Genomic DNA, 22752 nt, shown 5'->3' on the forward strand with positions numbered 1-22752 from the left:
TTATTTGGTTATTTCCTTGACCAATTCGTGAATGCCGATTTGACCCTTGTCGCCCTCGCCGTATTTGCGAACAGCCACTTTGTCGGCCTCGATTTCTTTGTCACCAATCACTAACATATATGGAATCTTTTGCATCTCTGCTTCGCGGATTTTCTTGCCAACTGATTCGGTCCTAACGTCAATTTGGACTCTGACGTCCTGGCCTGCCAATTCTTTCCTAATCTTCTCAGCGTATTCGTTGTGGCGATCAGCAATTGGTAGAACAATCGCTTGAACGGGAGAAAGCCAAGTAGGTAGCGCTCCACCAGTTTGCTCTAGCAGTATGGCAATAAATCTCTCAACTGATCCCAAAATTGCTCGGTGGATCATAACTGGATGCTTTTTCTCACCCTTTTCGTCGACATAATTGGCGTCGAGTCTCTCAGCCATGGCGAAGTCTAGCTGGATCGTGCCCAATTGCCAGCTTCGACCAAGCGCATCTTTGACGTGAAAATCAATCTTCGGGCCGTAAAATGCACCATCGCCTTTGTTGATTTTGAATTCAACTTTTTTGGATTTCAGGGCCTTTTCCAGCCCGCCCTCTGCCTTGGTCCAAACTTCATCACTTCCGATCGATTTCTCTGGTCTGGTAGAGAGTTCAACTCTGATATCCGTAAAGCCATAACGATGATAAGTTTCGAATACGAAATCAATCAATTTGGCAATTTCCTTCTCGATATGGTTGTCATCACAATAGATGTGCGCATCATCTTGTGTAAAATTTCGAAGACGCAATAGTCCGTTGACCTCGCCTGCCTGCTCGTAGCGAAAAACTGTGCCAAATTCGGCCAATTTGATCGGCAAATCTTTGTACGAGTGGATTTCTTCGTTAAAGATCATGAGTGATCCTGGACAGCTCATCGGCTTCAAGCACCATTTTGGCTTGTCGAGCTCCTTTTCATTGCCGACAAAGAATAATTTTTCGTGATAGTTGTCGAAATGTCCGCTAGTTTTGAGTGTCTCAGTGCTGATAATCGAGGCAGATTTGATCTCTTTGTACCCGTCAGCAGTAAGATGTTTTTGCAAATCTGCGAGGATCACATTGAACAGTGTCAATCCTTTGGGCCACCAATAAACAACTCCTGGCACCTTCTCGTCAAAACTAAACAGTCCCAATTCTCGCCCCAATGCTTTGTGGTCGCTTTCCATAATTTCCTCATGTCATTCCTGCGAAAGCAGGAATCTTAAATAATATTTTTATATAAGTCATCCCAGTCGGGATTTTCTTTTTCTATTAATTCAATCTTCCAATCTCTCTTCCAACGTTTCAATTTCTTTTCTCTCTCGATCGCAGATAACGGATTGTCGTACTCTTCAAAATGTACCAACTTATCTATAAAATATCTGCTCGTGAAACTCTCTTTGTCATACTTGCCCTTGTGGAAATAAATCCTTCTTTTGAGATTATTCGTAACCCCGACGTACAAAACTCCGTCTTTCTTGCTGGCTAATATGTAAGTGTAATACTTCTTTCCCATCTTGCCCCTGAAGATCCCTGGTCAAGCCAGGGATGACATTATAAAAAGACTAGTACATTTGGGAGCCCTCATTTGAGGTCGGTTCCATCCCAGTTTCTAATCTTAATTTCCTCATTCGCTTGAGATTGCGCCAAGTCTCGCTGGATGGTGGCCAGGTCAACGACTTGGATAACTTATCTAGATAATACCATTATTTGGAAAAAAGTAAATATTTTATTGCATGAACATTTCGGTCGCACCTTCGGGTAAGTGGACATCGCGAATTTTGCCTCTGATCATCGCCTCCCAACAAGGCTGGCAACACCACCAATGTCCCCAGAGATAGACGTCTGCCCCCTCGGTATCGATGCCCGCCTCGATCGCTTTGTTCACAACCAAAAGTTCGGAGTGGCCCTCCTGTTCGCAAATTTCCTTGCAGAGATGATAATCAGTCCCAGTCTTGCTTTTTGCAACTACCCTGGGGCAAACTTCGACTAATTTGCCAGCGTTGGTCGAAGTCATTAAAACTTTGCCGTTTTTGACCAACACTGCACCGGTCGGCTGTTTGCGACAGCCGGTCTTCTCGGTCGCTTTCTTGGCCGCTAGGATGAACGGATTATCGACCGCCACATATTTGATCTCTCTGCCTTCAGGCAGATAGGGGCAATTGATTTTTTTCTTCGTCATTTTTTTCTGTTTTTATCGGTGCATCTGGAACTTCTACGAGATAATTCTTCTTGATTTTGTCGACTGCACCATCTCGAAGAAGGTTAATTTCATCGTGCGGATCAAATTTGTAGTCTAGCTGATAGCCTTCGACACCCTGATATTTTGGCTTGGAAAGGCCATGTTCCTCCGCTTCTTTGACCGTGATATCATGCTCCATGGTCTGGAAGACGAGCTGTGCGATTCTCTCGCCGGGATAAATTCTGATTTTCTGAGTCTTGGTCATGTTGAAAACTGGAATCATGAGAGAGCCAGAGAAATGAGGGTCGATAATGCCTGATTCGATCGAGATGCCACGACGAGTAGTCGAACTCCGAGGGTAGAGAGTGGCCATGATCCGACCGGAGTTGATATTGATCTTCTCGAGAGTCGAAATGAGGATGAATTCACCCGGAAGTAATTCGAAGGTTTGGCCGGGCTTCAGGTGCAGGATATCTAGAACTTCGCTTTTCACCTCGTTGTTCAAATGATCAACCATCAATTCTGTCCGGCCTTCTTCGCTGAAAGACCAAGTCTTGGGGATAAAGAAGTTGGAGCCGACGCGAACATCAATTGCGGCTGGTTGAAGTTGAAATTGGTCAACTCCTGGCTCAAAAGTTAGCTCGCCCTGGCTGATAGATTTGATAATTTCACTCTTTGTCAGAATTCCCATAGTTCACTCCGTATTTTAATAATACCGTTTGATTTGCTTTTTTGACGCTCTTCAAATGCAGATTAACATCTCTTTTGACGTCGGACAATATTCTCATGCCAAAACCGAATATCTTGGGCTCTACTGTAATCCAGAGCTCATCGATAAGTTGCTTGTCGAAGAAAAGACTATTAATCATGCTTCCGCCGCCAATGAATACTTTCTTGAATCCCCGCTTTTTCAAATTTTTTAGTACCTCAGCTGGAGGCGTGTTGACCACAAACTCGAGCAAACCCGGTTTCTCTAATTTTTTGTCCTCCGGGTTCATAGTCATGACATAATTGAGACGACCTGGAAGTGGCCTGTCGCCAAAGGTGGCGAAGGTGTTGCGGCCAAAGACAATGGCGCCGCCCTTTTTCGTTTCTGCGACGAAGAACTGTTTGTCTTCCTTCGAGGTCCAATTGGCGGTGTGATCCTTGTCATGAGCGATCACTCCGTCCAGAGACTCAGCCATAATAATTATTGTTTTCATAATGCGATTTTCATTTTTTTAACTGCTGCTTTGGGATTGTATTGACTGCTTAAGATTTCAAATATTTCCATAATCAGTGATTCATCGCCTGCCATCGCTCGATCGAGCCAATCTGCCTTGGGCTCAAATACAATGGGGGGATGAGAATTTACCCGATTGAGAAGTTCGTGTGCTTGAGCATAATGATTTTCATAGATGTGAGCGTTGGAAACGGTATGGGTATAGACACCTGGCTTCACTCCCAATTTGGCGGCTAATAGATACTGAAGTAATGCAAAGCCAGCGGTGTCGTGAGGACAGCCCAACATCATGTCGTTTGAACGAACGACCGAATGAAGGTGGAGTTTGTTGCCGATAATATTGACGGTGAAAGTGTATGGACAGGGCACATTTTTCTTCTTGGTGCCGCTCGATAGCCCATCATCAGCTGGGTCCCAGGTCACCACCACTCCATGGCGAGATGAAGGATCCTTTTGTAGTAATGTAACCAGATCGGCAATCTGATCACGGCCAAAGGCGTGACGCCAACGATAACCGTAGGCCGCCGCCACTGTCCCGTCTTCCTCCAAGAAGTCGTCCCAAATCTTGGTGTATTTGTCCAAGAACTCGTCCGGCCTCTGTCCCCCTGAGAGATACCAGACCATTTCAGCCACGAATATTTTGATCGGGATTTTGCGCAAAGTCAGAATTGGAAAGCCAAAATCAACTTGAAAAGTGAGTCCTGGCACCGCCTTGGTCTTGAGACCCGTGCGGACATTCAACTCTTCAATGCCTTCGTTCATCACTCTGGCGATTGCGTTTTGGTAGACCTTGTCAAACTGTGTCATTTATTTCTCGCCCAATTCTAATATTATTTTGTCGATCTTCTGATAAAGATCGTCGAAGTTACCCGAGTTGTCAATTTTCCGATCGGCCATAGCGGTTGTCAAGTCGATCTGGGGAGCGTTATTGGCACCAGACTTTTCCTGCTCCTCTTTCGCAACCAAATCATCAATCGTTTTGATCGCGTCATCCTCGCCACCTTTGTTCCTCGCCTGCATGCGCTGAAAACGTATCTCTATTGGCGCATATATTTCCCAAAGTTCAAAATCAGGGCTTTTTTTCAAAGCTTCAACTTCGCCAGTTTGGCGAACAGCCGGGACGACCCAATCGCCGCCAGTTTCGTTTATTTTTTTGAGAGCTTGTTCCGCCAAGTATCCCGTCCCGAACTCGGCACGTAATTCGTTGCCTTTTTGTAGTAAATTTTCACGAATTAATTCTTTGCCTTCCGCTCGCAAATGGTCACGAATTATATCTGAAAGAGAAACACGTTTATATCCCTTTTTCTCAACTAAATAATCACCCACTGTGTCTTTGCCGCCAGCAAACCAACCTGTAATTCCGATAATCATATTTTCCTTATTACTTTATAGACTTTACGAACTTTATGAACTTTATGACTCAACCCCAGGGACCGGGAACTTCGTCGCCATTTCTTTGACCTCAGCTTTGACTTCGGCCAATTTCTCGGCCTTGTCCATATTCTCTGCCACTATATTAAACATTTCGGCGATTCTCTGCATCTCGGCCACGCCCATGCCACGAGTAGTCAACGCGGCTGTCCCCACTCGAATGCCCGAAGCAATTTTGGGCGGATTGGGATCTGCCGGCACTCCGTTTTTGTTGACTGTAATACCAGCTTCGTGAAGAGCGTACTCAAAATCCTTGCCGGTCAGATTTTTGTTTCGTAAATCAACTAATACCAGATGATTGTCCGTCCCGCCAGTGACCAGCTCAAAATCAAAGGATTGGAGGGTCTTGGCAAAGGCTTGCATATTCTCCAGTACCTTGCCGATATATTCTTTGAAATCTGGGCGCAGTGCCTCGCCAAATGCGACCGCTTTGGCCGCGATGACGTGCTCGAGCGGCCCGCCCTGGAGCATGGGGAAGACGGCTTTGTCGATCTTCTTGGCCAGCTCCTCGTCATTGGTCATAATAATCCCACTTCGAGGCCCGCGCAAGGTTTTGTGAGTGGTGGAAGTTACAATGTCGGCAATTCCGATTGGTGACTCATGATATCCAGTCGCGACCAAGCCAGCGATATGGGCGATGTCAGCGATCAAAACAGCGCCGACTTCATCAGCTATCTCCCTGAATTTCTTGAAATCAATTGCGCGAGGATAAGCTGAGTAGCCGCACATGATCACTTTTGGCTTGACTTCGAGGGCGATTTCTCTGATCTTGTCATAATTCAATCTGCCAGTCTCGGGATCAATGCCGTAAAAGTGGGAGGTGAACCATTTGCCGGAAAATGAAACCTTGGCGCCGTGGGTCAAATGTCCCCCCGCGTCCATGGCTTGGCCGAGAATAACGTCGCCTGGTGATGCCACAGCGGCGTAAGCGGCCATATTGGCAGAGGAGCCGGAGTGCGGCTGGACATTGGCAAAGTTGCAACCAAAAAGCTTCTTGAGCCTATCGATCGCTAGAGATTCGGCCTGATCGACGCATTCGCAACCGCCATAATATCGAGAAGCAGGATAACCTTCGGCGTATTTGTTGGTCAATATCGATCCCGTTGCCTCCAATACGGCTTCTGAAGCGTAGTTTTCCGAAGCGATCATCTCAAGTCCTTCGACTTGGCGCTTTTTTTCGCACTCGATAATTTCAAATATTTCTTTGTCTGATTCTTTTAAATTCATAAAAATCCTTGTGATTGTCATCCTGAACTTGATTCAGGATCTAGATTATTTGGTAGGTTCCGGATCAAGTCCGGAATGACATTCTTCGCCTCAACTCATAGGTCCTCGCTTTTGATCTCACTTTTCAGCTCATCTAGAAAAACTTTTGTAAAATTGTATCTTTTCTCAGCAATTTCCTTCGAATATGGGAAGTTCAGATTTTCGTATTTTTGAAGAGGCCCTCGGTCTAGAGCGTCTACAAAGCTGTGATTTAGCCAGACTTCCTTTGACTCCGGCACAGGTTCGTCATTCACAATTGGATAGCCTCTCTCGCCATAATAATAGGCGATTCTACTGATCCCGATCGCTCCCATCGATTCCAGACGGTCTGCGTCCTGTAAAATCTTTGTCTCGACATGGTTAGTCTCTTCTCCGTCATGACCCCAAGCATAATTATCATGCAGACGAATCGCTTCCAATACGTCATCCATTTTGGCAGGAGGGAAACCGAGCTCAGGCAACCATTTTTTGGCGATTTCCATACTGTACTTAAAATGATGCTTGTCATCATCTTCATGATTTTTGTATCCGATATCGTGAAGCAAAACTGCTGCAACTAAAATCTCTTCATCGCAAGCAATATTTTTTGAGATTTTAATTGCAATATCTTTGACCCTTTCCAAATGATAAAAATCGTGGCAAGCGGTGTAGCCTTTCAAATATTCTTTGATCTTCTTTTCTAATTTGTCTTGCCAATCATATTTCAAATCAATTCCTTCTTTACAATCTCAAAAACCTTCTCTGATATCTCTTCAATCGGCAAAATCTTGTCGTCAACTGCGCAATCAATTTTACGCCATTCTGGGTACCTATCTGCTAGCCAAAGATATGTTTTTTCGACTTCAAGCAAATACTCGCTGTTGCTTTCGTGGATATCTCTTTTTGCGTCAGTATAACTTCTTTTGGCCTTCTGATCGACTAGAATCTGGCCAATCTTGAAAGGGACATAAAGATAAACAACCAGATCAGGCTTTGGGATATTGAAAACATGGTATTCCAATTCGTAAAGCCAATCTAGAAATTTCTGGCGTTCTTTTTCATCTGGAAACAGCGCGCCAGAGAAAGCCATGTTTGATTGCACGTAACGATTTGAGACAATGATCTTGCCCGCGCTCAAATCATTCCGCATCTTCTCAGACACCTCGTAACGATCGCCTGCGTACATTAGAGAGATTAGATATGGCGAAATTTGTTTGGTTGTTCCAAATTCGCCATTGAGATATCGTCCCACCATCTTGCCAAAGAATGTCTCTGTGTACTGGGGGAAATCATAATAGGCGATCGAGTGGCCCAGGCTTTTCAACTTTTCAACTAAAATATCAGACTGCGTCTTCTTGCCCGCTCCGTCAGATCCGTCAATGACGATAAAAGTTCCTTTTTGTTTTGCCATGGTTTAGTCGTTATTTTTTAATAATGCACTCAGCTTATTTTGCAGATCGTCCAAACGAAATGATTCGTGAATTTCGGCTTCAGAATATCTACCTTTTTGTTCAGCAGCCGCGTCGATAATGTCGATTCTCTTCTGCGCCTCTTCGATGATCATGCCTATCAGATTTGGTCTGATTCGAGCGAGTTTGATAATCGGAGCAACGTTCCAAGACATCTCAAAGTCATTAAGCAATTCCGAAATATCAATTCGTTGATAATCCTCTTTCATCGGCCTCTGTTCTGTCGGTTCGCCCTCTGCCATTTTAGCTCTCCAATTCTTTGCGCTCTTTGTCGGTTTGTCGATTAATATTCATCTCGTGGTCGTATTTGTCAGGATAGCGAGTCTTCAATTTACGAATATTCTTGTCCCAAATATCTTCGAAAGAAACACCCAATTCATCGGCCAAAATAGCCAGGTACCACATTACATCTCCCGCTTCCTCAACCAAATTGATCTTGTCGAGCGGTTTTTCGTAAATTTTTGTCTTCTTAACCGCCGACATGAGCTCGCCCGCTTCGGTCACAATGCCATAAACAGCATGCTCGATCCGAGGTGACAAATCCCGAAAGGCAGGAAAAGCGTATGGTTTTGACTCTGTCCTCTTGGCATTCTCAATATATTCTTTTGGTGTCATCTTGGCTCCGTTACTTATGTGTCGACGAAAAAAGCGCGCATCTCGCCGCTTCTTTGTTTTTATTTTTGCTTGCCATCCATAGCCTTGCGCGTAGGATGGTTTGGTTTAAGTTTAGACCAATTCCCAGAAAGTGTCCAACGATCTTTTCCACATATATTTTCGTATGAATATGGTCGATCGACGAGAATCATACGAATGATGAAGATCTCCATGCTATCTATAATTTTCATTTTTTGTTGTTTGGCTCTAAGACTCGGCTCTAAGCGTTGAAAAAAAAGCCATAATTTGATATTATAGCAAAGTAAAAGTCCGCTGCGCGCCCATAGCTCAGTTGGTTAGAGCGCCTCATTGACGTTGAGGAGGTCAGAGGTTCGAATCCTCTTGGGCGCACCATAAAAAAATCATCACCCTCCTTCGTTAAAACTACGGACGGCAGGCAGTGGTGATTTTTTTATGAGAATATTTAATAGAATTATTTTTTACTCAGGGCTGATTTTATGATCGGAGTGATCGCTTCGCAAATCGATTTATTTGCGCAGATGACAAAGTATTCACTTCCGAAAGAACGATCGGAAACCTCGTCGAAATATAATATAACTGCGCCGGCCTCCTCTGCAATCAATTTGCCGGCCGCATAATCATATATTTCGGTGGCACTATTGACCAAGACCTCGACTCGGCCCAAGGCAATGAGGGTACAGTCAACCGCTATGGACCAGTTTTCCATCCAGCGCTTGATGCCTATTTGGTCGAAGGCAATCCGAAATTTGCTAATTTGTTCTCGTGAGCCCTCATAGCCGGTAGTGTGACAAATTGTAGAATTGGCCAATATCCCTTCGTTGCTGGTCTGGATCTTCTTGCCGTCCATCCAGGTGCCCTGGCCCTTTTCGGCCCAGAAGGTCTCTCCCGTGATCGGCTGGTGGATGACGCCAAAGATTACTTCTCCTTTGTGGGCCAAAGCGATCGAGACACCAAAATTTGGGATGCCAAGGAAAAAGTTGTTGGTGCCATCGAGCGGATCGATAATGAACTCATATTCCGAGCCCTTGGCAATCTTGCCGGCCTCCTCCGAATAGATATTGTAATCAGGAAATTCACGCTCCAAAATCTCAAGTATTACTCTCTCCGAACCAAGATCTGCCTTGGTCCGAAAGTTAGCAGCCATGCCCTTGTCCTCCAACTCAAGAGCTTCGCCAAAATACTCCTTGACGATTTTCCCGCCAGCCTCCGCCGCTTCGATAATAATTTTGTATTTTTCTGTAATCATAATAGGTGGTGGTCGCTACTGGATTTGAACCAGTGGCTTCCTCAATGTGAATGAGGCACTCTACCGCTGAGTTAAGCGACCATGGTGCGACGCTGAGCGTCGCTTTCACCACGCTTAGCGTGGTGGACCTACCGAGAATCGAACTCGGGACTCAGCAATGCGAATGCCGTGTTAAACCACTTAACTATAGGCCCATCTATGTTTTACAAGGCTGATTCTAACAAATTATAGCCGGTTGAACAAGAAAAAATCCTCCAGCAACGGAGGATTTTCCCAATTTGATATCTGGATCCCGGATCAAGAGCCAAAGGAGCCGAGGGTTACCCTTTGGGTCTTCCCTTCGGGTTCCGGGATGACAATAAGCCGTCAGTCTACCTGGCGTTTTCTAAAATAGTTTTAGTTTTCTCGATAAAACCGCCCATGAAAGGTGCAAAATCAACGCGGTTGAGAACATAGGCTAGACCCGAAATAACGATGGCGGCACCGATGGAAGCGCCGAGACCGGCGATAATGCCGCGACCAAAAACGTAGTACCATTTGTTTAGCTTGAGACTTTTACTAAGCAATTTATTATTTAAATCAATTTTGTCCATTGAATTTTCGGGGATCTTGTCGTTTGCCATATGACCCATTCGTTAATTAGTACATCATTATTGTACTTTTAATTTTGCAATCCGACAAATTGTACCCAATGGGGTTGATTCAAGAAATGACGGCAGAACCGTCATTTTTTCTTAACTGTAATCTTTTGCGCTTTCTTCGGCTCAGCTTTTGGCACTGTGATCGAGAGAATGCCGTCTTTCATTTCGGCCTCTGCTTTATCGGCAACTACTTCGGCTGGCAAAGTGAAACTCCGCTCAAACCTGCCCGTATGGCTCTCTTTATAATAATAGTGCTCTTCGTTATCGGAATATTCGCCCGCGATCGTCATCACATTGTCCATGATCTCGACATTGATATCTTCCTCTTTCATCCCTGGCAATTCTACTCTGACCACGATAGCATCTTTGGAATCTAGAATATCAATTTTTGGTGTTAGGCTTTGCGGATTCGGCGCGGCGAAACCATCGCGTGACTCGTCAATCAATATCTTTTCTATTTCATGTTCAAATTCAAAAATATCTTCGAAGGCGGTATCAAAAAATTGGCAGAGCGAAACTGCCAGCGGCAGAGAAGGCATTGAGCGCCCCGACTCGAGCGAAATTATTGATTGGCGAGAAATGCCGAGATGTTCGGCTAGCGCTTCCTGAGAGAGATCGCGCTTCTTGCGCCAATCCTTAATCCTGATTTCAATTGGAAAATCTTTGTCATCCATGACATAAATGTAAAGTAGACTTTACATTATGTCAAGACCTGACTCGTTCTATTTGATGTTTTCAATAGTGACTGAGTCCATCTTGTCGCCAACTGCGATGTTCTTGACGACGTCCATGCCGCCAGTCACTTGACCAAAGAGGCTGTAGCTCTTGGGCAAACTTGGCTGATCTTCGAGACAGATGAAGAATTGTGAGCCATTGGTATCGGGGCCAGAGTTCGCCATAGCAACGGTGCCAGCTAAGTATTCACCGACAACTGGCTCATCTGGGAATTTATAGCCTGGTCCACCGCTTCCAGTGCCAGTCGGATCGCCACCCTGAATTACAAAATTTGGCACGACTCGGTGAAAAATTAGCCCATCATAATATTTCTGATCGGCCAGGTAGACAAAATTGCTCACTGTCTTGGGCGCCTTGTCAGCATAAAGCGTAAATTCGATCGTACCTTTGGTCGTCTTGATCACTGCCTTCTTGTCCGCGATTTGGCTCTGGTCCAGAGCACCAGGAAATTGATAAGTACTCACTTTGCTCTCCTTATTTTCGTTAGTTATTTGTTGTTGATTGTCTTCATTTTTGGCTGGGGCAATAGTCTTCTTGGGCCAGAGAAAATATCCTCCGATCAGGATAATGATAATGACGGAAAAAAAGATAAATTTCTTCATACTTCGTCTTTCCTTTGATTAAGCTGAACTCAACTATAATAATAGAGATCATGAAGTTTAGTCAATGCTAAATCCCTCTCCGATTGACAATGAGGCTCAATTTTGTTATGATAAATTCATACCATTAAGTACTATCCCGAGGGGATTTTTTATTTATTATGAAAAACGAACAAATCAGAAACGTTGCTATTATCGCCCACGTTGACCACGGCAAAACCACTCTTGTCGACGGATTTTTGAAGCAATCCAAAACTTTTCGCGAAAATGAAGCTGAAATGGGTCAAGACTTGATCATGGACTCCAACGATCAGGAACGTGAACGCGGCATCACAATCCTGGCCAAAAACACTGCTATCAATTATAAAAGTGTCAAAATCAACATTATCGACACTCCTGGCCATGCTGACTTTGGTGGTGAAGTAGAGCGTACTCTCAATATGGCAGACGGTGCCGTACTCGTCATCGATGCTCAAGAGGGCCCGATGCCTCAGACCAAATTTGTGCTGAAGAAAGCACTCGAACTTGGCCTCAAGGTGATTGTAATTATCAACAAAATCGACAAGGCAAACGCTGATATCCCAGCCACTATCGACAAAACATATGACCTCTTCCTCGAGATGGCAACCAAAGACGACCAGCTCGATTTTCCAATTTTCTACGCTATCGGACGCGAAGGCAAAGCTTGGGCCGAACTGCCAGATGACGAAAGCCAACCAGCTGATCTTTCCCCTATCCTCGACGCAATTGTCGAATCAATTCCAGCGCCGGAGGGAGACGTCGAGGGCGGCTTCCAGATGGTGATCTCCGCACTCGCACAGGACAGCTTCATCGGCAAGTATTCGATCGGTCGTATCACTCGTGGAATCGCCAAGACCAACATGCCAGTAGCATTGATCAACGAAAATGGCATTATCGAGAGTGGCCGAATGGAAAAAATCTATGTCAACTCTGGACTCAAAAAAGTTGAGGTCTCTGAGGCTGTGGCTGGAGATATTATCTCCGTGGCCGGACTAGCCAAAGCGACTATCGGCTACACTATTGCCGACAAAGAAAATCCTGAAGCCCTTCCATCCATCGAAATCGAAGAGCCAACCCTCTCAATCTCGATGTACGCCAATACTTCCCCATTTGCTGGTCGTGAAGGCAAATTTGTGACTGCAAGACAATTGCTTGATCGAATTCAAAGAGAGCTAGAAACAAATATCTCGATGAAATATCGACTCGGCGACGACAGCACCTATATTATCTCTGGCCGTGGCGAGCTCCACCTCTCTGTCTTCATCGAAACCCTTCGCCGCGAAGGATTCGAACTTCAGGTTGGCAAACCACAGGTCATTACGAAAGTAATTGATGGCACTGTTTGCGAACCAGTCGAAGAATTGACCGTAGACGTTCAAAACGATTTTACCAGCTCTGTGATTAGCGAAATTTCTCAACGTCGTGGCATCCTCCACAATCAGATGGAAAACGCGGATGGCACGACTAGACTCGTGTTTGAGATTACGACTCGTGGCACACTCGGACTTCGTAACACTTTGCTTACGCTTTCCAAGGGTACTGCTATCACCAACACGATGTTCCTCCGCCACCAACCAATCGGCGCCAAAATTCCGAAAATGAGAAACGGCGTTTTGATCGCCTACTCTTCTGGCAAGGCCGTTGGATTTGGTCTCAATATTGCTCAGCAACGTGGCACAACTTTCATCCATCCAAATACAGAAGTTTACGAAGGTATGATCGTCGGTCAGAATCAGCGTGAGGACGACCTTGAGATTAACGTAACAAAAGAAAAACAATTGACCAACATGCGTGCTTCTAGCGCTGATGCGATCACAGTGCTCACTCCTCCGACTATCTTCTCGCTAGAGCAGTGCATCGACTTCCTCGAAGACGATGAACTACTCGAAGTAACACCAAAAAGTTTGCGCCTCCGCAAGAAACATTTGGACTCCGGTAGCCGCAACAAGGCTAGAAAATCTGCAGGCCAATCCTAAAAAATTATTAGATCTACAAAGCAAAAATCGCTTCACAGGAAGCGGTTTTTGTGTTATAAGTGCTACAAGAGGTGAGGACAATGAAAATTGATTTTGGCATTCTTGCAGGCGGCGATGGAAAACGTTTGAACGCTGGCATTCCAAAAGCCTGGGTGACCATAGGCGGTCAATCAATCCTGAGCCGCGTTTATTACGAAATTCCGCCCTTGGCGAACAAAATATTTGTTGTTGGCCATGACGATCGGAGAGTCGACATTCTCGGACTTGGCGAGAAAAGTGTTTGGGTCCAGAAAACCGGCAAGTATATCAGCGATTTATTTGCCATCGTGAACAGTTCTGATGCTGACTTGCTTATCGTTATCAACGCAGATGCAGTGTTGGTGACTGAGGAAAATCTGGATCATTTAGTTTGGGTGCTGGGTAGCTTTCCTGATTGCGGGGTGGTTTGGCCAGCCGTGCCAATCGACGAATGTTTTCCTGAGGCCGGTGGCAGACGATACATTCCGGGGAGCAAAAGCTTGGCTCGGGGAAATGTCTTCGCTTTCCGACCGAAGATGGTCCGTATGCATGAGAAAATCATCAAGCGTATGGAAGAAAATCCCACTTTCGGCGAAGTTATCGCCTTGGGTCTGGGGCTATGCCTCCGCTACGCCACACGCAGTCTCAAGCCGCACCACGTGGCCGAACGGCTCGGACTTTTGTTCGGGTGCAAGGCCTTTATAGCACAAATGTCGACACCGGAGTTTGCCTTCGACGTCGATCATCCAAAAGACCGAGTGACCGCACTCGAAATCTTGCGCAAGCAAGGTCGTATAAAGTAACCCAAGATGGCTCAGTCAGCCATCTTTTTTAAATAAAAAAAGGAGCCCGTTGAGGCTCCATTTTTTATTTCTGTACAGTTATCGAGGACATACAATCTCTGCAATACCAAACCTTTTGAGTTCGTTTGACGATATTTCTACCGTCAGCACCCTTCTCAACGCAAAGCTTTTCCTTCTCAACCAAATTTCCGCTGCATCGAGGACAAATCATTTGTTGTCTTTCTTTTAGTGACTCTTTATTGTATACTTATTTCTCGCATTTAGCAAGTTTTGGGGCCTATTTTCAAGTTCATTTCCATTGACAAATAGCACAAAATAGCGTATTATTGATCTTGACTTAGCTAGTCAATCCCGACATTAATTGAACATTGAGTATTTCAATCGACTCGGGGGTGTATTAGCTTCGACAGCTGGATCTTTGAAAACATATCGCAAGCAGGTAAGTCGGTCGCCTTAAAGCGCTGACAAATCCAAGTGCAAACTCACTTGTTAGCAAAGTAAAAGCTGCCTTCGGTAGCCTTAGCTTTGCGCCAGCTTTAGCTTAATTGCTTTAGCCATACGTCCGAGGCTTTTCGACTTCGGGTCACGTGTGTAATATTCGAAATGCAGTTTTATCGGTTTTCAAGCGACTAAACGTAAGATTTACTTGAGATAGGACAAAAGTTTCTTGGTGACTTTCCAAGCTTAGTCCGAATAAATTGAAGGTCACTACGCTTGTAGAAAATATGTTTCCAACCAGTTGGACGCCGGTGCGACTCCGACCACCTCCACCATAAGGGAATCTGAACCAGTTTCAGGTTCTTTTTTGTTTGTAATTAGCCTCAAAATAGGGCTAATTTGAGGGGTGCAAACTTTTTCAGAAAAATTTACAATAATTTCGCCAGGAAATGCTAGCTGTTTGCACTTTGTGCGCTTATCTCTATCAAGCGACCTCCATTTGTTCAGTCCTCCATCTAAAAATTTCAATGAAAAATTCACAAATTCAACAAAGTCTTTGTCGATATCCTCGCTTTCAAAAAGCTCTCTCTCAAGAAATTTTATGTTCTTTTCAAAGTCATCTAGCACATCCTTAAAATACGGCTCTTTTTGAGGGTCGTCATTTGTAATCATTTTCATACCAATCTGTTTTTTGTCAGATATGAGCTGATCAAGCCGTTTTTTCATCTCGTCAATTTTGTCGAGCGTGATCTGCTCGTTTTCTTTCCAAACTTCGTTTAACGCTTCGATAAAGCCGTCTTCCATATCATTTTCAAGGCAAACCTCGCCTAGTTTAATATCAAGGTTAATATGAACAGTTGTGGCGTGGTATTGCTTACCACAACCTCTACAGCGGTATTTTGGACTAGTCCAGCCTTTACCATTTCTATGGACAAATCCAACTAACTTTCCTCCGCACTCACAACGACCGATATTACCCAGGGGAAATTCTTTCCGATCATTTTTCCGCTCGAAAATTCGTTTTTTACCAGAAACAACAGCTTTCAACTCTTCGAATTCTTCAATCGAAATCATAGGTTTGTGTAACCCTTTGAGGCCGTGAAATTCTTGTGAATCCCATTTCTTAACAGTAATCAGCCCAGCATAATAATCTTCAGCAAGTATCTCCCTAAATCTGTCAATGCGGAGGATCTTCCCTGTTGTTGTGCGATATCCATTGTTCGTCATATTAACAAGTGCTTCACTCACAGTTGATTGACCAGTAATTATTTCTCTCATTGCAGATTGCAATAAAGGGAAGCGAATTGGATCTGGCTCAAATAGACCAGGTACTGTCGTCCTGCGATACCCCTGATGTATTGGGAAAGGGTAATATCCTGCTTTTACTCTCCCCTTGAGTCCACTCATAGTTTTCCCAATACGTTCGTCGTTGCTTGCCTCAGCTCGAAAAACTAAAAATAGCTTTTGTAATTTGCTCATCATATCATCAGTATTTAACTCTGGCTGAGAAGCATACCAAACTTTTACACCAAGTTGTTCGAATTCAGCTTCAAAATAGTAGAAATACTTAATATCTCTCATAAAGCGATCTACTTCATCAACGATTAGATACTTAACTCGCTTATTTTTCTTGCAAAAATCCATCATCTCAGCAAGATCCTTGCGATTTAAGTTTTTCCCTACCCTACTGGATTGGTCAAGCGACCATTTTCTTAGAATTGGTGCTTCCAATAATTCCGCAGTTTTTTCTACGTTTTCATCTTGTCTATCCAGACTATGATTAGTCATTCGCTGTTCTGGTGTAGACACTCTACATAATGCAATCGAATTCATAAAATCCTTTGTAAATTAACAAAAATGGCAGTCTCTTGGGTACTCCGCACGGTTACGGAAAGAGGCTGCCATTGCTGGCTCCAAAATTTTACCGTTTTAGTATGTACCCACTTAACATTCTAATACTTATTCATTCATCTTTTAACACCTCCTTCACAATTTCTTTATTATTTTTATATAAACCATACAAAAATCTAGCCCAGTCCTTGAGATGTGCTTCTTTCTCGACTTTCGTCATTTCTAGATTTTTGTTTGTTAATGGTTTCATTTTGAATAAATAAGCCCCTTAGTAAGAGGCAACTTAATCTAAGAGGCTTATTAAAAGAAATTTTATTGCCTACAAAAATATCCTCTGAGAAGAGGATATAGCATTGTATGGGAGTGCAAAAATATAGTATCAGTGTGGATCGGCGTGATCTTTTATCTCCAATGAGAGGGTAACGTTACCACTATTTGAAGAGATTTCATACTTATTTAAGGAGGTTCTTTTTCTAATTTCAGCAACAGTATCTTTGATCTTTCTCGTATTCTCTGCTTTGCACCCTGGTGCTTTGGCATCTATAAGTCCCAATAATCTGAGAGCTCTGGCTCTTGTTATCTTTTTACTTTTCACCAACGCTCCGAAAAGTAGACTTGTATTTTTGCCTTCTGTGAGCCTGAATTTCTTACCTTTTATATTTCCCCTGCCTGTTACCGACGAGTACCAGCAATCAGCATCAGAAACAATGCTATTGTTCTGTTCAGTCTGACTAATACCGTTAAACATATCTAAGTATTCACTATAAAATTCCTGGTACACATAAATTACATAATTCCTGGAGCTACAATAATTAAACGGCTCCATTATCTCAATTATCTTTAGAGCACCACGTTCCTCAAGCCATTTTAGTACGATTTCAAGATCACTTATTGGAAATTCAGGATTTTCTTTTGAGAATTGTATATCAGAAATTATTATCGTCTCTTTTTCCTCAAGAGTTCGACATTCATCTATATGATTCAGCACTATCCCAATTTTTTTATATGCAGCTATGCTCATTTGTTGCCTCTTTTTTCTATTTATTGAAAATATATCCTATTTGTGGCAATATTAAAATAAGTTGAAATTTATTTCAGCTTAATACAATCTATATGTGCCTAACCCCAAATAGTAATATTTGGGTATGGTATTAAATCCTCTACTAAATGAAGACGGCTTTCCGTCCATACTTTTAGTAGAGGTCTATATTCGAAAGGATATAGGGTAAGTTCCGAAAGGGGCTGCCGTGGCGGAAGGCCATTTTTGTATTCAATTTTAGTTCTAAAATAATTAAGGAGGCAAATGCCAAAAGAAGAAAAAGAGAAGAAACCTGTTTGGAAAAAGTGGTGGTTCTGGGTCATCGTCGTGATTGTTATTATATGTTTGATTCCCAAGGGCTCAATAGAGAAAGCTACGAACAGCCTTGATTCAACAAACGATAAACTCAAGGGCACATCAGATCAGATTCAAACTGAGCTTAAGAAATAGAAAGGAAATCTTATGGCTGTATTCTTTACGTTAATGCTATTCGTTTCAATTGTTGTTCTAGTTCTTGGATTGATTAGTCCAAAAATAATCAATAAATTCATCAAAAATGAGAAGAAACACTTCGATCGCAAAAAGGTGGGGAAGGTTTTCGGCTTGATTACTATTGGATTCTTTATTTTGACTATGATTTCAATTATCGTTCCAGCCGCTAAAGAAGATGCTAAAAAGGAATCGATCAGCCAAGACAAATCCGTTTCTGATAATCTTTGGATTGCCTTGGATAATGCGACCAACTCAAGGAATGGATATTCGGTCGATTATTACGCATTGAATAAAAGCGTGATGATTAAAAAAGAGCCTGACACTGCTTGGGACGACAATACTTTTGTTATGACTGCTTATCAAACATATGTTAAGTTTGGCAAAACAGCCTTCAGTATTGAAGGTGTAGACTCAGTTAGTTTTATCTGGTGGGCAAATATGATTGATAGCAAGGGGCAATCAGAAAAATCAAAAGGGATTCAGATTGAGATGACAAAAGAACAATTTTCTCAATTCAACTGGGATAATCTCGTTGGGAGAAACATATATGAACAGATGCAACCATATCAATGGATTCATACAGGAATATTAAATAAGTTGAACAAGGATAAACTAATTTTGCTTACTGTGTAGTACTATACTTTTAATATTTTCTTCTCGTTCATAATATTTTTCATACTTTCTTCTCGCTCGTACGCTTTAATAATCACATCGAGCATTCTTTGTTGTTTTCTATAATATTCTAAAGGATTTTGATCAATCAATTCTTGCTCTTGCTGGTTTCTCATCCCTTGCTCTTTAATCTCGGCCTCTTTTCGTTCGATGATTCTCAACTTATCTTCTGGGTATGATTTCATATGAAGTTCGTGGAGTTTGCCGACAAGCGTGCCTATTGTGTATGCCGTTTTCGAATCCATCAAACCATTGGCATCTACTTGTCTGGTTCTGCTTATAGTGTCTTTTAAGAGCATCTCAAGGCCTTCTGAAGTTGATAGATCAATCGGATCGACAACAACCTTAGCAACGCTCTTATTGGCTAACCCACCTATCTTCACGGCTCGGAGATGTTTTTTCTTACTGGCTGGATCGTGAGAAAAACAAAATTTGCTTCCGCTTACCGAGAAAGCCCCACACTGCTTACCGTCCGATTTTGTATATTGGCATTGCATAAATAATTAGAATGACTAGTCAAGTTACTAAGCTTCCGCAGACACTACTTCAATCGGCAAAGAAATTTCAGTTGCAACCTCGAATTGGCCAGTCTGAATTATCGATTCCCTAATATTATTTGATCCCTCTTTGTCGATTATGGTGAGCACAAAAGAATAGGGCTGTTTGATATTACCTGGACTACCTAAGTTTTGTTTTTCATATTCTGAATAAACATTCATACTAATGTTGATCTGGAGAAACGGAGTTTTAACCGCCATTTTTTGACCCTGGAAATGAATTACATTAAATTTCTGATTTTTATAATTCTCCCAATTCCATTGACCATTTTTGGGGTTGACGTTATCAGGCTTATTCCCTTCTTCCCCATTTTCATCGATTGTAGGCTCCATTATTCGCACCGAAGCACCTACTTCAATCATATTATAGTTTTTTGGGAAATTTTTATTTGTTGGAGGATTATAGACAAGTGTAAAAATAAATCCAATATTTTTACCAACAAGATTCTGAGGCAATTCAATATTTAGCTTATGCTTCTTGTTATCATTCTCCAAAATATCACAATACATAAAGGTTACCTTGTTTTCGTCGTCATCCTGAATCGGAATTGACCAGTCTGGTATTCCAAAACCATATGCCTTTTTAACTGAATCGCTTGTTATCCGTGTTTGTTCTCTTAACGAAGTAGAGTGTATTAATAAAGATTTAACAAGATTAACACGATTCTTCCTTATATCTAGAACATTGGGAATATTGGAATTAATTATATAGTCATATAGAAGAGCGGATTGTCTTGCAATAAGTGGAGCACTAAAGCTAGTACCAATATCTTTAGACAGGCCATTCATATCTATTCCTTCAACACCAAAGGAATTGCTCGATGCGGTCAAAAAAGGTCTCTGGTATGAGCCTGAGGGATCTATTTTAATATTTCCACCGCTTTCTACTAATTCTGGCTTTTTGATACCTTCTGCATATCCGCTTTTTCCGTATCCGCCCCTTCGTGTAAATGGCGATGGGAGGCCTTTTCCACAATAACAATCAGCTGACGCATCAGCAGCAATCGATCCAACAGTCAGTACATTCAATGCATCTCCAGGCGAGGCAACAATAGCAGAAAGATTACAATCATCAAAAATTTCTTCATATTTATTGCCAGGATAACAAGTATTATTTCCAGCACTACAGACAATAAGAATATCTTTTTCTCTTGCAATTTCATCCACCTTCGCAGTCAAATCACTTACATCATCTTCTTCTATGCTTTTATTTTCATTAATTGATAGATTATATACAAAGACATCCGAGTGTCGATTTGCGACATTCTCAATTGCTTTTGTTATCTTAGTAGCATCTTTGTAATTTGAGTTAGGGCCAAAAAGAATCTGAGAATCGATTATTTTAGATATGGGAATCAGTCTCCTGTTGGCAGATATTTGCCCAGTGATATTATCGCCGAATAGAAGTCTACTTGCGACAAAAGTGCCGTGATTATTGTCTATGCCCTGATTGGCAAGCAGAGAATTATATTGAAGTGATACAAATTTATCTATTAATGGATGCTTGATACCACTATCGATAACGGCAACAGTTTGCGATGTATCCACCTCGCCTAGTACAACTTCACTTAAATCAACACCGCTAATACTCCTCTGCAGATTAAACTTTGGCGAGATTTTAATTTTATTGATAAAATTAAAACTTATTTCTGATAATAAGCTGTTTATTTCCGCTACATACAATTCAGCTCCATACAGCAGATTATAAACGAAAAAGTCTTCATCGAGCATAAACACTTTTCCAGAACCCAACCGCTGAGATAATTTTTGATATATTTCATTATATTCTGGCCTTAGCCTATCTTGAGTTATTTCAATAATACAGTCTATTTTTTCGTTAAATACATTATCACAAAGTTCACGAATAGCCCTGTCCATTCTTATATCATTGCTGGTATTAACATCTTGGATACTTGAAATCGCATATACCTCTCTGGAGAATTTAACTCTTTTTCTCGAGCCTCCCTCCTTTGCAATTTCAAAAGAACACGAATCCATAACTTCTCGTAATTTTTTGAAATCACTTTTCTTACCAGCTAATTTATAAGTAAATTCATCTCTTGATGCCACAACATCCAAATTTGATTCTTTCCATAGTTCGCTTGGCCTATTTGACTTAGACCTAACCTCATCAATCAATTTTATTTCTGCATAAACTTTGTCGTCTTCTGCTAGCGGCAAATCCACAATACTTTGAGCTGAATTTTTCAGGTCTCTAATGCGTATCCGATAATCAGCAACATTATCGAAGCCACACCAAAATTTTTCCCAGTAAGCTCCGAAACCCGTTTTTTGCTCTTTATCAACTTTTTTCTTTGGAATTAAAATATTGCTCATTTTATATTATCCCTTAGTGTTGTATACGGCATCGATGTTATGTCAGATATTTCTTTAATGGAATACCCCTTGTCTTTTAGTAATTGACATACCTTATAAGATTGTTTTTTTTCGATTAAAGGCTTACTGGAAAAATCCAAAATATTTTTCAATGCAAAAGTATTATCAATAATCTCAATCTTTTCCAAAATTGCTCTTTTTTTCATATGTATAACTATGTCCGAGATTGCCGATCCACTCAGCCCTTCTGTGAGATCTGCTAAGAGCTCAAAATCTAACTTATGTCTGAACTTATCAATAAATAGCTTTATTAATTGTTTCCTGGCTGGCTTGGAGGGCACTCCCAAACTGATTCTCAAAGGAAATCTTCTCCAAATGGCCGTATCCAGAAGTCCCTCGTGGTTTGTCGCTCCAATTATTATTGAATTTTGCGGAAAAGAATCAATGTTTTGTAACAAAACTGTTACTATCCTCTTCAACTCTCCGAGCTCTTTCTCATCAGCTCTGTCTTTTGCAATAGTATCTATCTCATCAAGAAAAATCAGAACTTCTTGTTTCTTTGCGATATCAAAAATATCTTTTATGTTTTTACCAGTTTTGCCTAGATAAGAAGAAATTAATTCATCTAATCTAACAAGGACTAATGGTAAATTTAATTTATTTGCTAAACCATATGCCAGCTTTGTTTTTCCTGTACCAGGAGGACCATAAATTAACAATTTATTAGTTGGACTTATACCAAAATCGCTTAATTTTATCCTATTTTCCCACTCTATTAGAAAATTCTTGATTTTTTTCTGATTCTCGATATCAAGTACAACCTCCTCTAGAAGAATCTTCGATTCAATATATTCAACTAACGATTCGTTTTTTGATGAATATATCTGGTGATCGTTTTTTACCGATTGAAAAGAATACGCTTTTTTATCAGGGATTTTGGAAAGTAAATTTCTAAGCCGTCTGGAAACAATATTCTGACCCATTTTCTTTCTTTTCTCAATTTCTCCCTCAAGTATAGAAATGATTTTTTTATTATCGCTCTGAATAAAAGCACTGGCGATATCTTCAATAATTTCGACGCTTGACATATTCGTACCCTCCTCCGTTATTTTTACCTCAATTACATTGTAAATTTATTAGT

General features: G+C 41.9%; 25 protein-coding genes, 3 tRNA genes and 1 other RNA gene. 6 read left to right on the top strand and 23 right to left on the bottom strand.

From position 1 onward, the window contains the following. The 13 genes from thrS to WC227_03830 all read right to left on the bottom strand — a co-directional run bounded on the left by thrS (position 1) and on the right by WC227_03830 (position 8395). Positions 1–1188, bottom strand: coding sequence for a threonine--tRNA ligase (gene thrS / locus WC227_03770; GenBank protein ID MFA6963807.1), 1188 nt, complete (start codon positions 1186–1188; stop codon positions 1–3). Positions 1189–1223: 35 nt separating this feature from the next. Then, a complete protein-coding gene (locus tag WC227_03775; GenBank protein MFA6963808.1) occupies positions 1224–1517 on the bottom strand; it encodes a GIY-YIG nuclease family protein in 294 nt (97 codons plus the stop codon). 213 nt (positions 1518–1730) lie between these two features. After that, the gene (locus WC227_03780; GenBank protein MFA6963809.1) at positions 1731–2183 is read right to left on the bottom strand and encodes a deaminase; all 453 of its coding nucleotides are present in this window, start codon (positions 2181–2183) and stop codon (positions 1731–1733) included. Beyond that, positions 2146–2874: a dCTP deaminase gene (dcd, locus tag WC227_03785; GenBank protein ID MFA6963810.1), complete on the bottom strand. Its 729-nt coding sequence runs from the start codon at positions 2872–2874 to the stop codon at positions 2146–2148. Before dcd ends, WC227_03780 begins: the two co-directional genes overlap by 38 nt. Beyond that, positions 2852–3385, bottom strand: coding sequence for a dihydrofolate reductase family protein (locus tag WC227_03790; GenBank protein ID MFA6963811.1), 534 nt, complete (start codon positions 3383–3385; stop codon positions 2852–2854). Before WC227_03790 ends, dcd begins: the two co-directional genes overlap by 23 nt. After that, positions 3382–4212 (bottom strand): thymidylate synthase, encoded by an 831-nt coding sequence (locus WC227_03795; protein ID MFA6963812.1) that lies wholly within the window; start codon positions 4210–4212, stop codon positions 3382–3384. Before WC227_03795 ends, WC227_03790 begins: the two co-directional genes overlap by 4 nt. Then, on the bottom strand, positions 4213–4776 hold the full coding sequence (locus WC227_03800) for an AAA family ATPase (GenBank protein MFA6963813.1): 564 nt from the start codon (positions 4774–4776) through the stop codon (positions 4213–4215). 42 nt (positions 4777–4818) lie between these two features. Continuing rightward, positions 4819–6063 (bottom strand): serine hydroxymethyltransferase, encoded by a 1245-nt coding sequence (gene glyA / locus WC227_03805; GenBank protein ID MFA6963814.1) that lies wholly within the window; start codon positions 6061–6063, stop codon positions 4819–4821. Between the two features lie 95 nt (positions 6064–6158). After that, positions 6159–6809, bottom strand: a complete 651-nt coding sequence (locus WC227_03810) for an HD domain-containing protein (GenBank protein ID MFA6963815.1) — start codon at positions 6807–6809, stop codon at positions 6159–6161. After that, the gene (tmk, locus tag WC227_03815; protein MFA6963816.1) at positions 6806–7492 is read right to left on the bottom strand and encodes a dTMP kinase; all 687 of its coding nucleotides are present in this window, start codon (positions 7490–7492) and stop codon (positions 6806–6808) included. The genes WC227_03810 and tmk overlap by 4 nt, the downstream gene beginning before the upstream one ends. Before the next feature lie 3 nt (positions 7493–7495). Then, positions 7496–7792, bottom strand: coding sequence for a hypothetical protein (locus WC227_03820; protein ID MFA6963817.1), 297 nt, complete (start codon positions 7790–7792; stop codon positions 7496–7498). A gap of 1 nt (position 7793) precedes the next feature. Further along, entirely contained in the window at positions 7794–8165 is a 372-nt protein-coding gene (locus WC227_03825; protein MFA6963818.1) for a nucleoside triphosphate pyrophosphohydrolase family protein, read from the bottom strand. A 59-nt stretch (positions 8166–8224) separates the two neighbouring features. Continuing rightward, complete coding sequence (locus tag WC227_03830) at positions 8225–8395, bottom strand: hypothetical protein (GenBank protein ID MFA6963819.1); 171 nt, start codon at positions 8393–8395, stop codon at positions 8225–8227. A gap of 86 nt (positions 8396–8481) precedes the next feature. Between WC227_03830 and WC227_03835 the strand changes: the two genes are divergently transcribed. Next, positions 8482–8558: transfer RNA gene (locus WC227_03835), tRNA-Val, on the top strand. Positions 8559–8637: 79 nt separating this feature from the next. Here the strand turns inward: WC227_03835 and WC227_03840 are convergent. From WC227_03840 to WC227_03865, 6 genes are all read right to left on the bottom strand, one after another. Then, the gene (locus tag WC227_03840; protein MFA6963820.1) at positions 8638–9432 is read right to left on the bottom strand and encodes an inositol monophosphatase family protein; all 795 of its coding nucleotides are present in this window, start codon (positions 9430–9432) and stop codon (positions 8638–8640) included. Positions 9433–9438: 6 nt separating this feature from the next. Further along, positions 9439–9513 (bottom strand) — tRNA-Val (locus WC227_03845). Between the two features lie 39 nt (positions 9514–9552). After that, a tRNA-Ala gene (locus WC227_03850) sits at positions 9553–9626 on the bottom strand. A 177-nt stretch (positions 9627–9803) separates the two neighbouring features. Next, a complete protein-coding gene (locus WC227_03855) occupies positions 9804–10055 on the bottom strand; it encodes a DUF5665 domain-containing protein (protein ID MFA6963821.1) in 252 nt (83 codons plus the stop codon). Positions 10056–10156: 101 nt separating this feature from the next. Next, positions 10157–10747 carry an Hsp20 family protein gene (locus WC227_03860; GenBank protein ID MFA6963822.1) on the bottom strand — a complete coding sequence of 197 codons (591 nt, stop codon included), beginning with the start codon at positions 10745–10747 and terminating at the stop codon, positions 10157–10159. A gap of 48 nt (positions 10748–10795) precedes the next feature. Then, positions 10796–11410: a peptidylprolyl isomerase gene (locus tag WC227_03865; protein MFA6963823.1), complete on the bottom strand. Its 615-nt coding sequence runs from the start codon at positions 11408–11410 to the stop codon at positions 10796–10798. A 158-nt stretch (positions 11411–11568) separates the two neighbouring features. Between WC227_03865 and typA the strand changes: the two genes are divergently transcribed. The 3 genes from typA to ssrA all read left to right on the top strand — a co-directional run bounded on the left by typA (position 11569) and on the right by ssrA (position 14998). Beyond that, positions 11569–13404, top strand: coding sequence for a translational GTPase TypA (typA, locus tag WC227_03870; GenBank protein MFA6963824.1), 1836 nt, complete (start codon positions 11569–11571; stop codon positions 13402–13404). Between the two features lie 80 nt (positions 13405–13484). After that, entirely contained in the window at positions 13485–14225 is a 741-nt protein-coding gene (locus tag WC227_03875) for an NTP transferase domain-containing protein (GenBank protein MFA6963825.1), read from the top strand. A gap of 388 nt (positions 14226–14613) precedes the next feature. Then, positions 14614–14998: a transfer-messenger RNA gene (gene ssrA, locus WC227_03880) on the top strand. A 1895-nt stretch (positions 14999–16893) separates the two neighbouring features. Here the strand turns inward: ssrA and WC227_03885 are convergent. After that, the gene (locus WC227_03885) at positions 16894–17535 is read right to left on the bottom strand and encodes a hypothetical protein (GenBank protein MFA6963826.1); all 642 of its coding nucleotides are present in this window, start codon (positions 17533–17535) and stop codon (positions 16894–16896) included. A gap of 282 nt (positions 17536–17817) precedes the next feature. On the opposite strand from WC227_03885, the gene WC227_03890 reads away from it, so the two are divergent. Together WC227_03890 and WC227_03895 are read left to right on the top strand one after the other, a co-directional pair. Beyond that, entirely contained in the window at positions 17818–18003 is a 186-nt protein-coding gene (locus WC227_03890) for a hypothetical protein (GenBank protein MFA6963827.1), read from the top strand. Between the two features lie 12 nt (positions 18004–18015). Further along, a complete protein-coding gene (locus WC227_03895) occupies positions 18016–18678 on the top strand; it encodes a hypothetical protein (GenBank protein ID MFA6963828.1) in 663 nt (220 codons plus the stop codon). A gap of 2 nt (positions 18679–18680) precedes the next feature. Here the strand turns inward: WC227_03895 and WC227_03900 are convergent, their stop codons facing one another. Genes WC227_03900 through WC227_03910 form a run of 3 tightly spaced genes read right to left on the bottom strand, consistent with a single transcriptional unit; the run spans position 18681 to position 22699 of the window. Beyond that, positions 18681–19214: a hypothetical protein gene (locus WC227_03900; protein ID MFA6963829.1), complete on the bottom strand. Its 534-nt coding sequence runs from the start codon at positions 19212–19214 to the stop codon at positions 18681–18683. A gap of 27 nt (positions 19215–19241) precedes the next feature. Then, positions 19242–21611: a S8 family peptidase gene (locus WC227_03905; GenBank protein MFA6963830.1), complete on the bottom strand. Its 2370-nt coding sequence runs from the start codon at positions 21609–21611 to the stop codon at positions 19242–19244. Continuing rightward, positions 21608–22699: an ATP-binding protein gene (locus WC227_03910; GenBank protein MFA6963831.1), complete on the bottom strand. Its 1092-nt coding sequence runs from the start codon at positions 22697–22699 to the stop codon at positions 21608–21610. The genes WC227_03905 and WC227_03910 overlap by 4 nt, the downstream gene beginning before the upstream one ends. Between the last annotated feature and the right edge of the window lie 53 nt (positions 22700–22752).

The sequence above is a fragment of the Patescibacteria group bacterium genome (assembly GCA_041671645.1).
Lineage (GTDB): Bacteria > Patescibacteriota > UBA1384 > XYA2-FULL-43-10 > 1-14-0-10-43-13 > JBAZBD01.

Coding starts and splice junctions, on each gene's coding strand:
- thrS (MFA6963807.1), bottom strand. CDS start 1,188: ATGGAAAGCGACCACAAAGCATTGGGGCGAGAATTGGGACTGTTTAGT.
- WC227_03775 (MFA6963808.1), bottom strand. CDS start 1,517: ATGGGAAAGAAGTATTACACTTACATATTAGCCAGCAAGAAAGACGGA.
- WC227_03780 (MFA6963809.1), bottom strand. CDS start 2,183: ATGACGAAGAAAAAAATCAATTGCCCCTATCTGCCTGAAGGCAGAGAG.
- dcd (MFA6963810.1), bottom strand. CDS start 2,874: ATGGGAATTCTGACAAAGAGTGAAATTATCAAATCTATCAGCCAGGGC.
- WC227_03790 (MFA6963811.1), bottom strand. CDS start 3,385: ATGAAAACAATAATTATTATGGCTGAGTCTCTGGACGGAGTGATCGCT.
- WC227_03795 (MFA6963812.1), bottom strand. CDS start 4,212: ATGACACAGTTTGACAAGGTCTACCAAAACGCAATCGCCAGAGTGATG.
- WC227_03800 (MFA6963813.1), bottom strand. CDS start 4,776: ATGATTATCGGAATTACAGGTTGGTTTGCTGGCGGCAAAGACACAGTG.
- glyA (MFA6963814.1), bottom strand. CDS start 6,063: ATGAATTTAAAAGAATCAGACAAAGAAATATTTGAAATTATCGAGTGC.
- tmk (MFA6963816.1), bottom strand. CDS start 7,492: ATGGCAAAACAAAAAGGAACTTTTATCGTCATTGACGGATCTGACGGA.
- WC227_03820 (MFA6963817.1), bottom strand. CDS start 7,792: ATGGCAGAGGGCGAACCGACAGAACAGAGGCCGATGAAAGAGGATTAT.
- WC227_03825 (MFA6963818.1), bottom strand. CDS start 8,165: ATGACACCAAAAGAATATATTGAGAATGCCAAGAGGACAGAGTCAAAA.
- WC227_03830 (MFA6963819.1), bottom strand. CDS start 8,395: ATGAAAATTATAGATAGCATGGAGATCTTCATCATTCGTATGATTCTC.
- WC227_03840 (MFA6963820.1), bottom strand. CDS start 9,432: ATGATTACAGAAAAATACAAAATTATTATCGAAGCGGCGGAGGCTGGC.
- WC227_03855 (MFA6963821.1), bottom strand. CDS start 10,055: ATGGCAAACGACAAGATCCCCGAAAATTCAATGGACAAAATTGATTTA.
- WC227_03860 (MFA6963822.1), bottom strand. CDS start 10,747: ATGGATGACAAAGATTTTCCAATTGAAATCAGGATTAAGGATTGGCGC.
- WC227_03865 (MFA6963823.1), bottom strand. CDS start 11,410: ATGAAGAAATTTATCTTTTTTTCCGTCATTATCATTATCCTGATCGGA.
- typA (MFA6963824.1), top strand. CDS start 11,569: ATGAAAAACGAACAAATCAGAAACGTTGCTATTATCGCCCACGTTGAC.
- WC227_03875 (MFA6963825.1), top strand. CDS start 13,485: ATGAAAATTGATTTTGGCATTCTTGCAGGCGGCGATGGAAAACGTTTG.
- WC227_03885 (MFA6963826.1), bottom strand. CDS start 17,535: ATGAGCATAGCTGCATATAAAAAAATTGGGATAGTGCTGAATCATATA.
- WC227_03890 (MFA6963827.1), top strand. CDS start 17,818: ATGCCAAAAGAAGAAAAAGAGAAGAAACCTGTTTGGAAAAAGTGGTGG.
- WC227_03895 (MFA6963828.1), top strand. CDS start 18,016: ATGGCTGTATTCTTTACGTTAATGCTATTCGTTTCAATTGTTGTTCTA.
- WC227_03900 (MFA6963829.1), bottom strand. CDS start 19,214: ATGCAATGCCAATATACAAAATCGGACGGTAAGCAGTGTGGGGCTTTC.
- WC227_03905 (MFA6963830.1), bottom strand. CDS start 21,611: ATGAGCAATATTTTAATTCCAAAGAAAAAAGTTGATAAAGAGCAAAAA.
- WC227_03910 (MFA6963831.1), bottom strand. CDS start 22,699: ATGTCAAGCGTCGAAATTATTGAAGATATCGCCAGTGCTTTTATTCAG.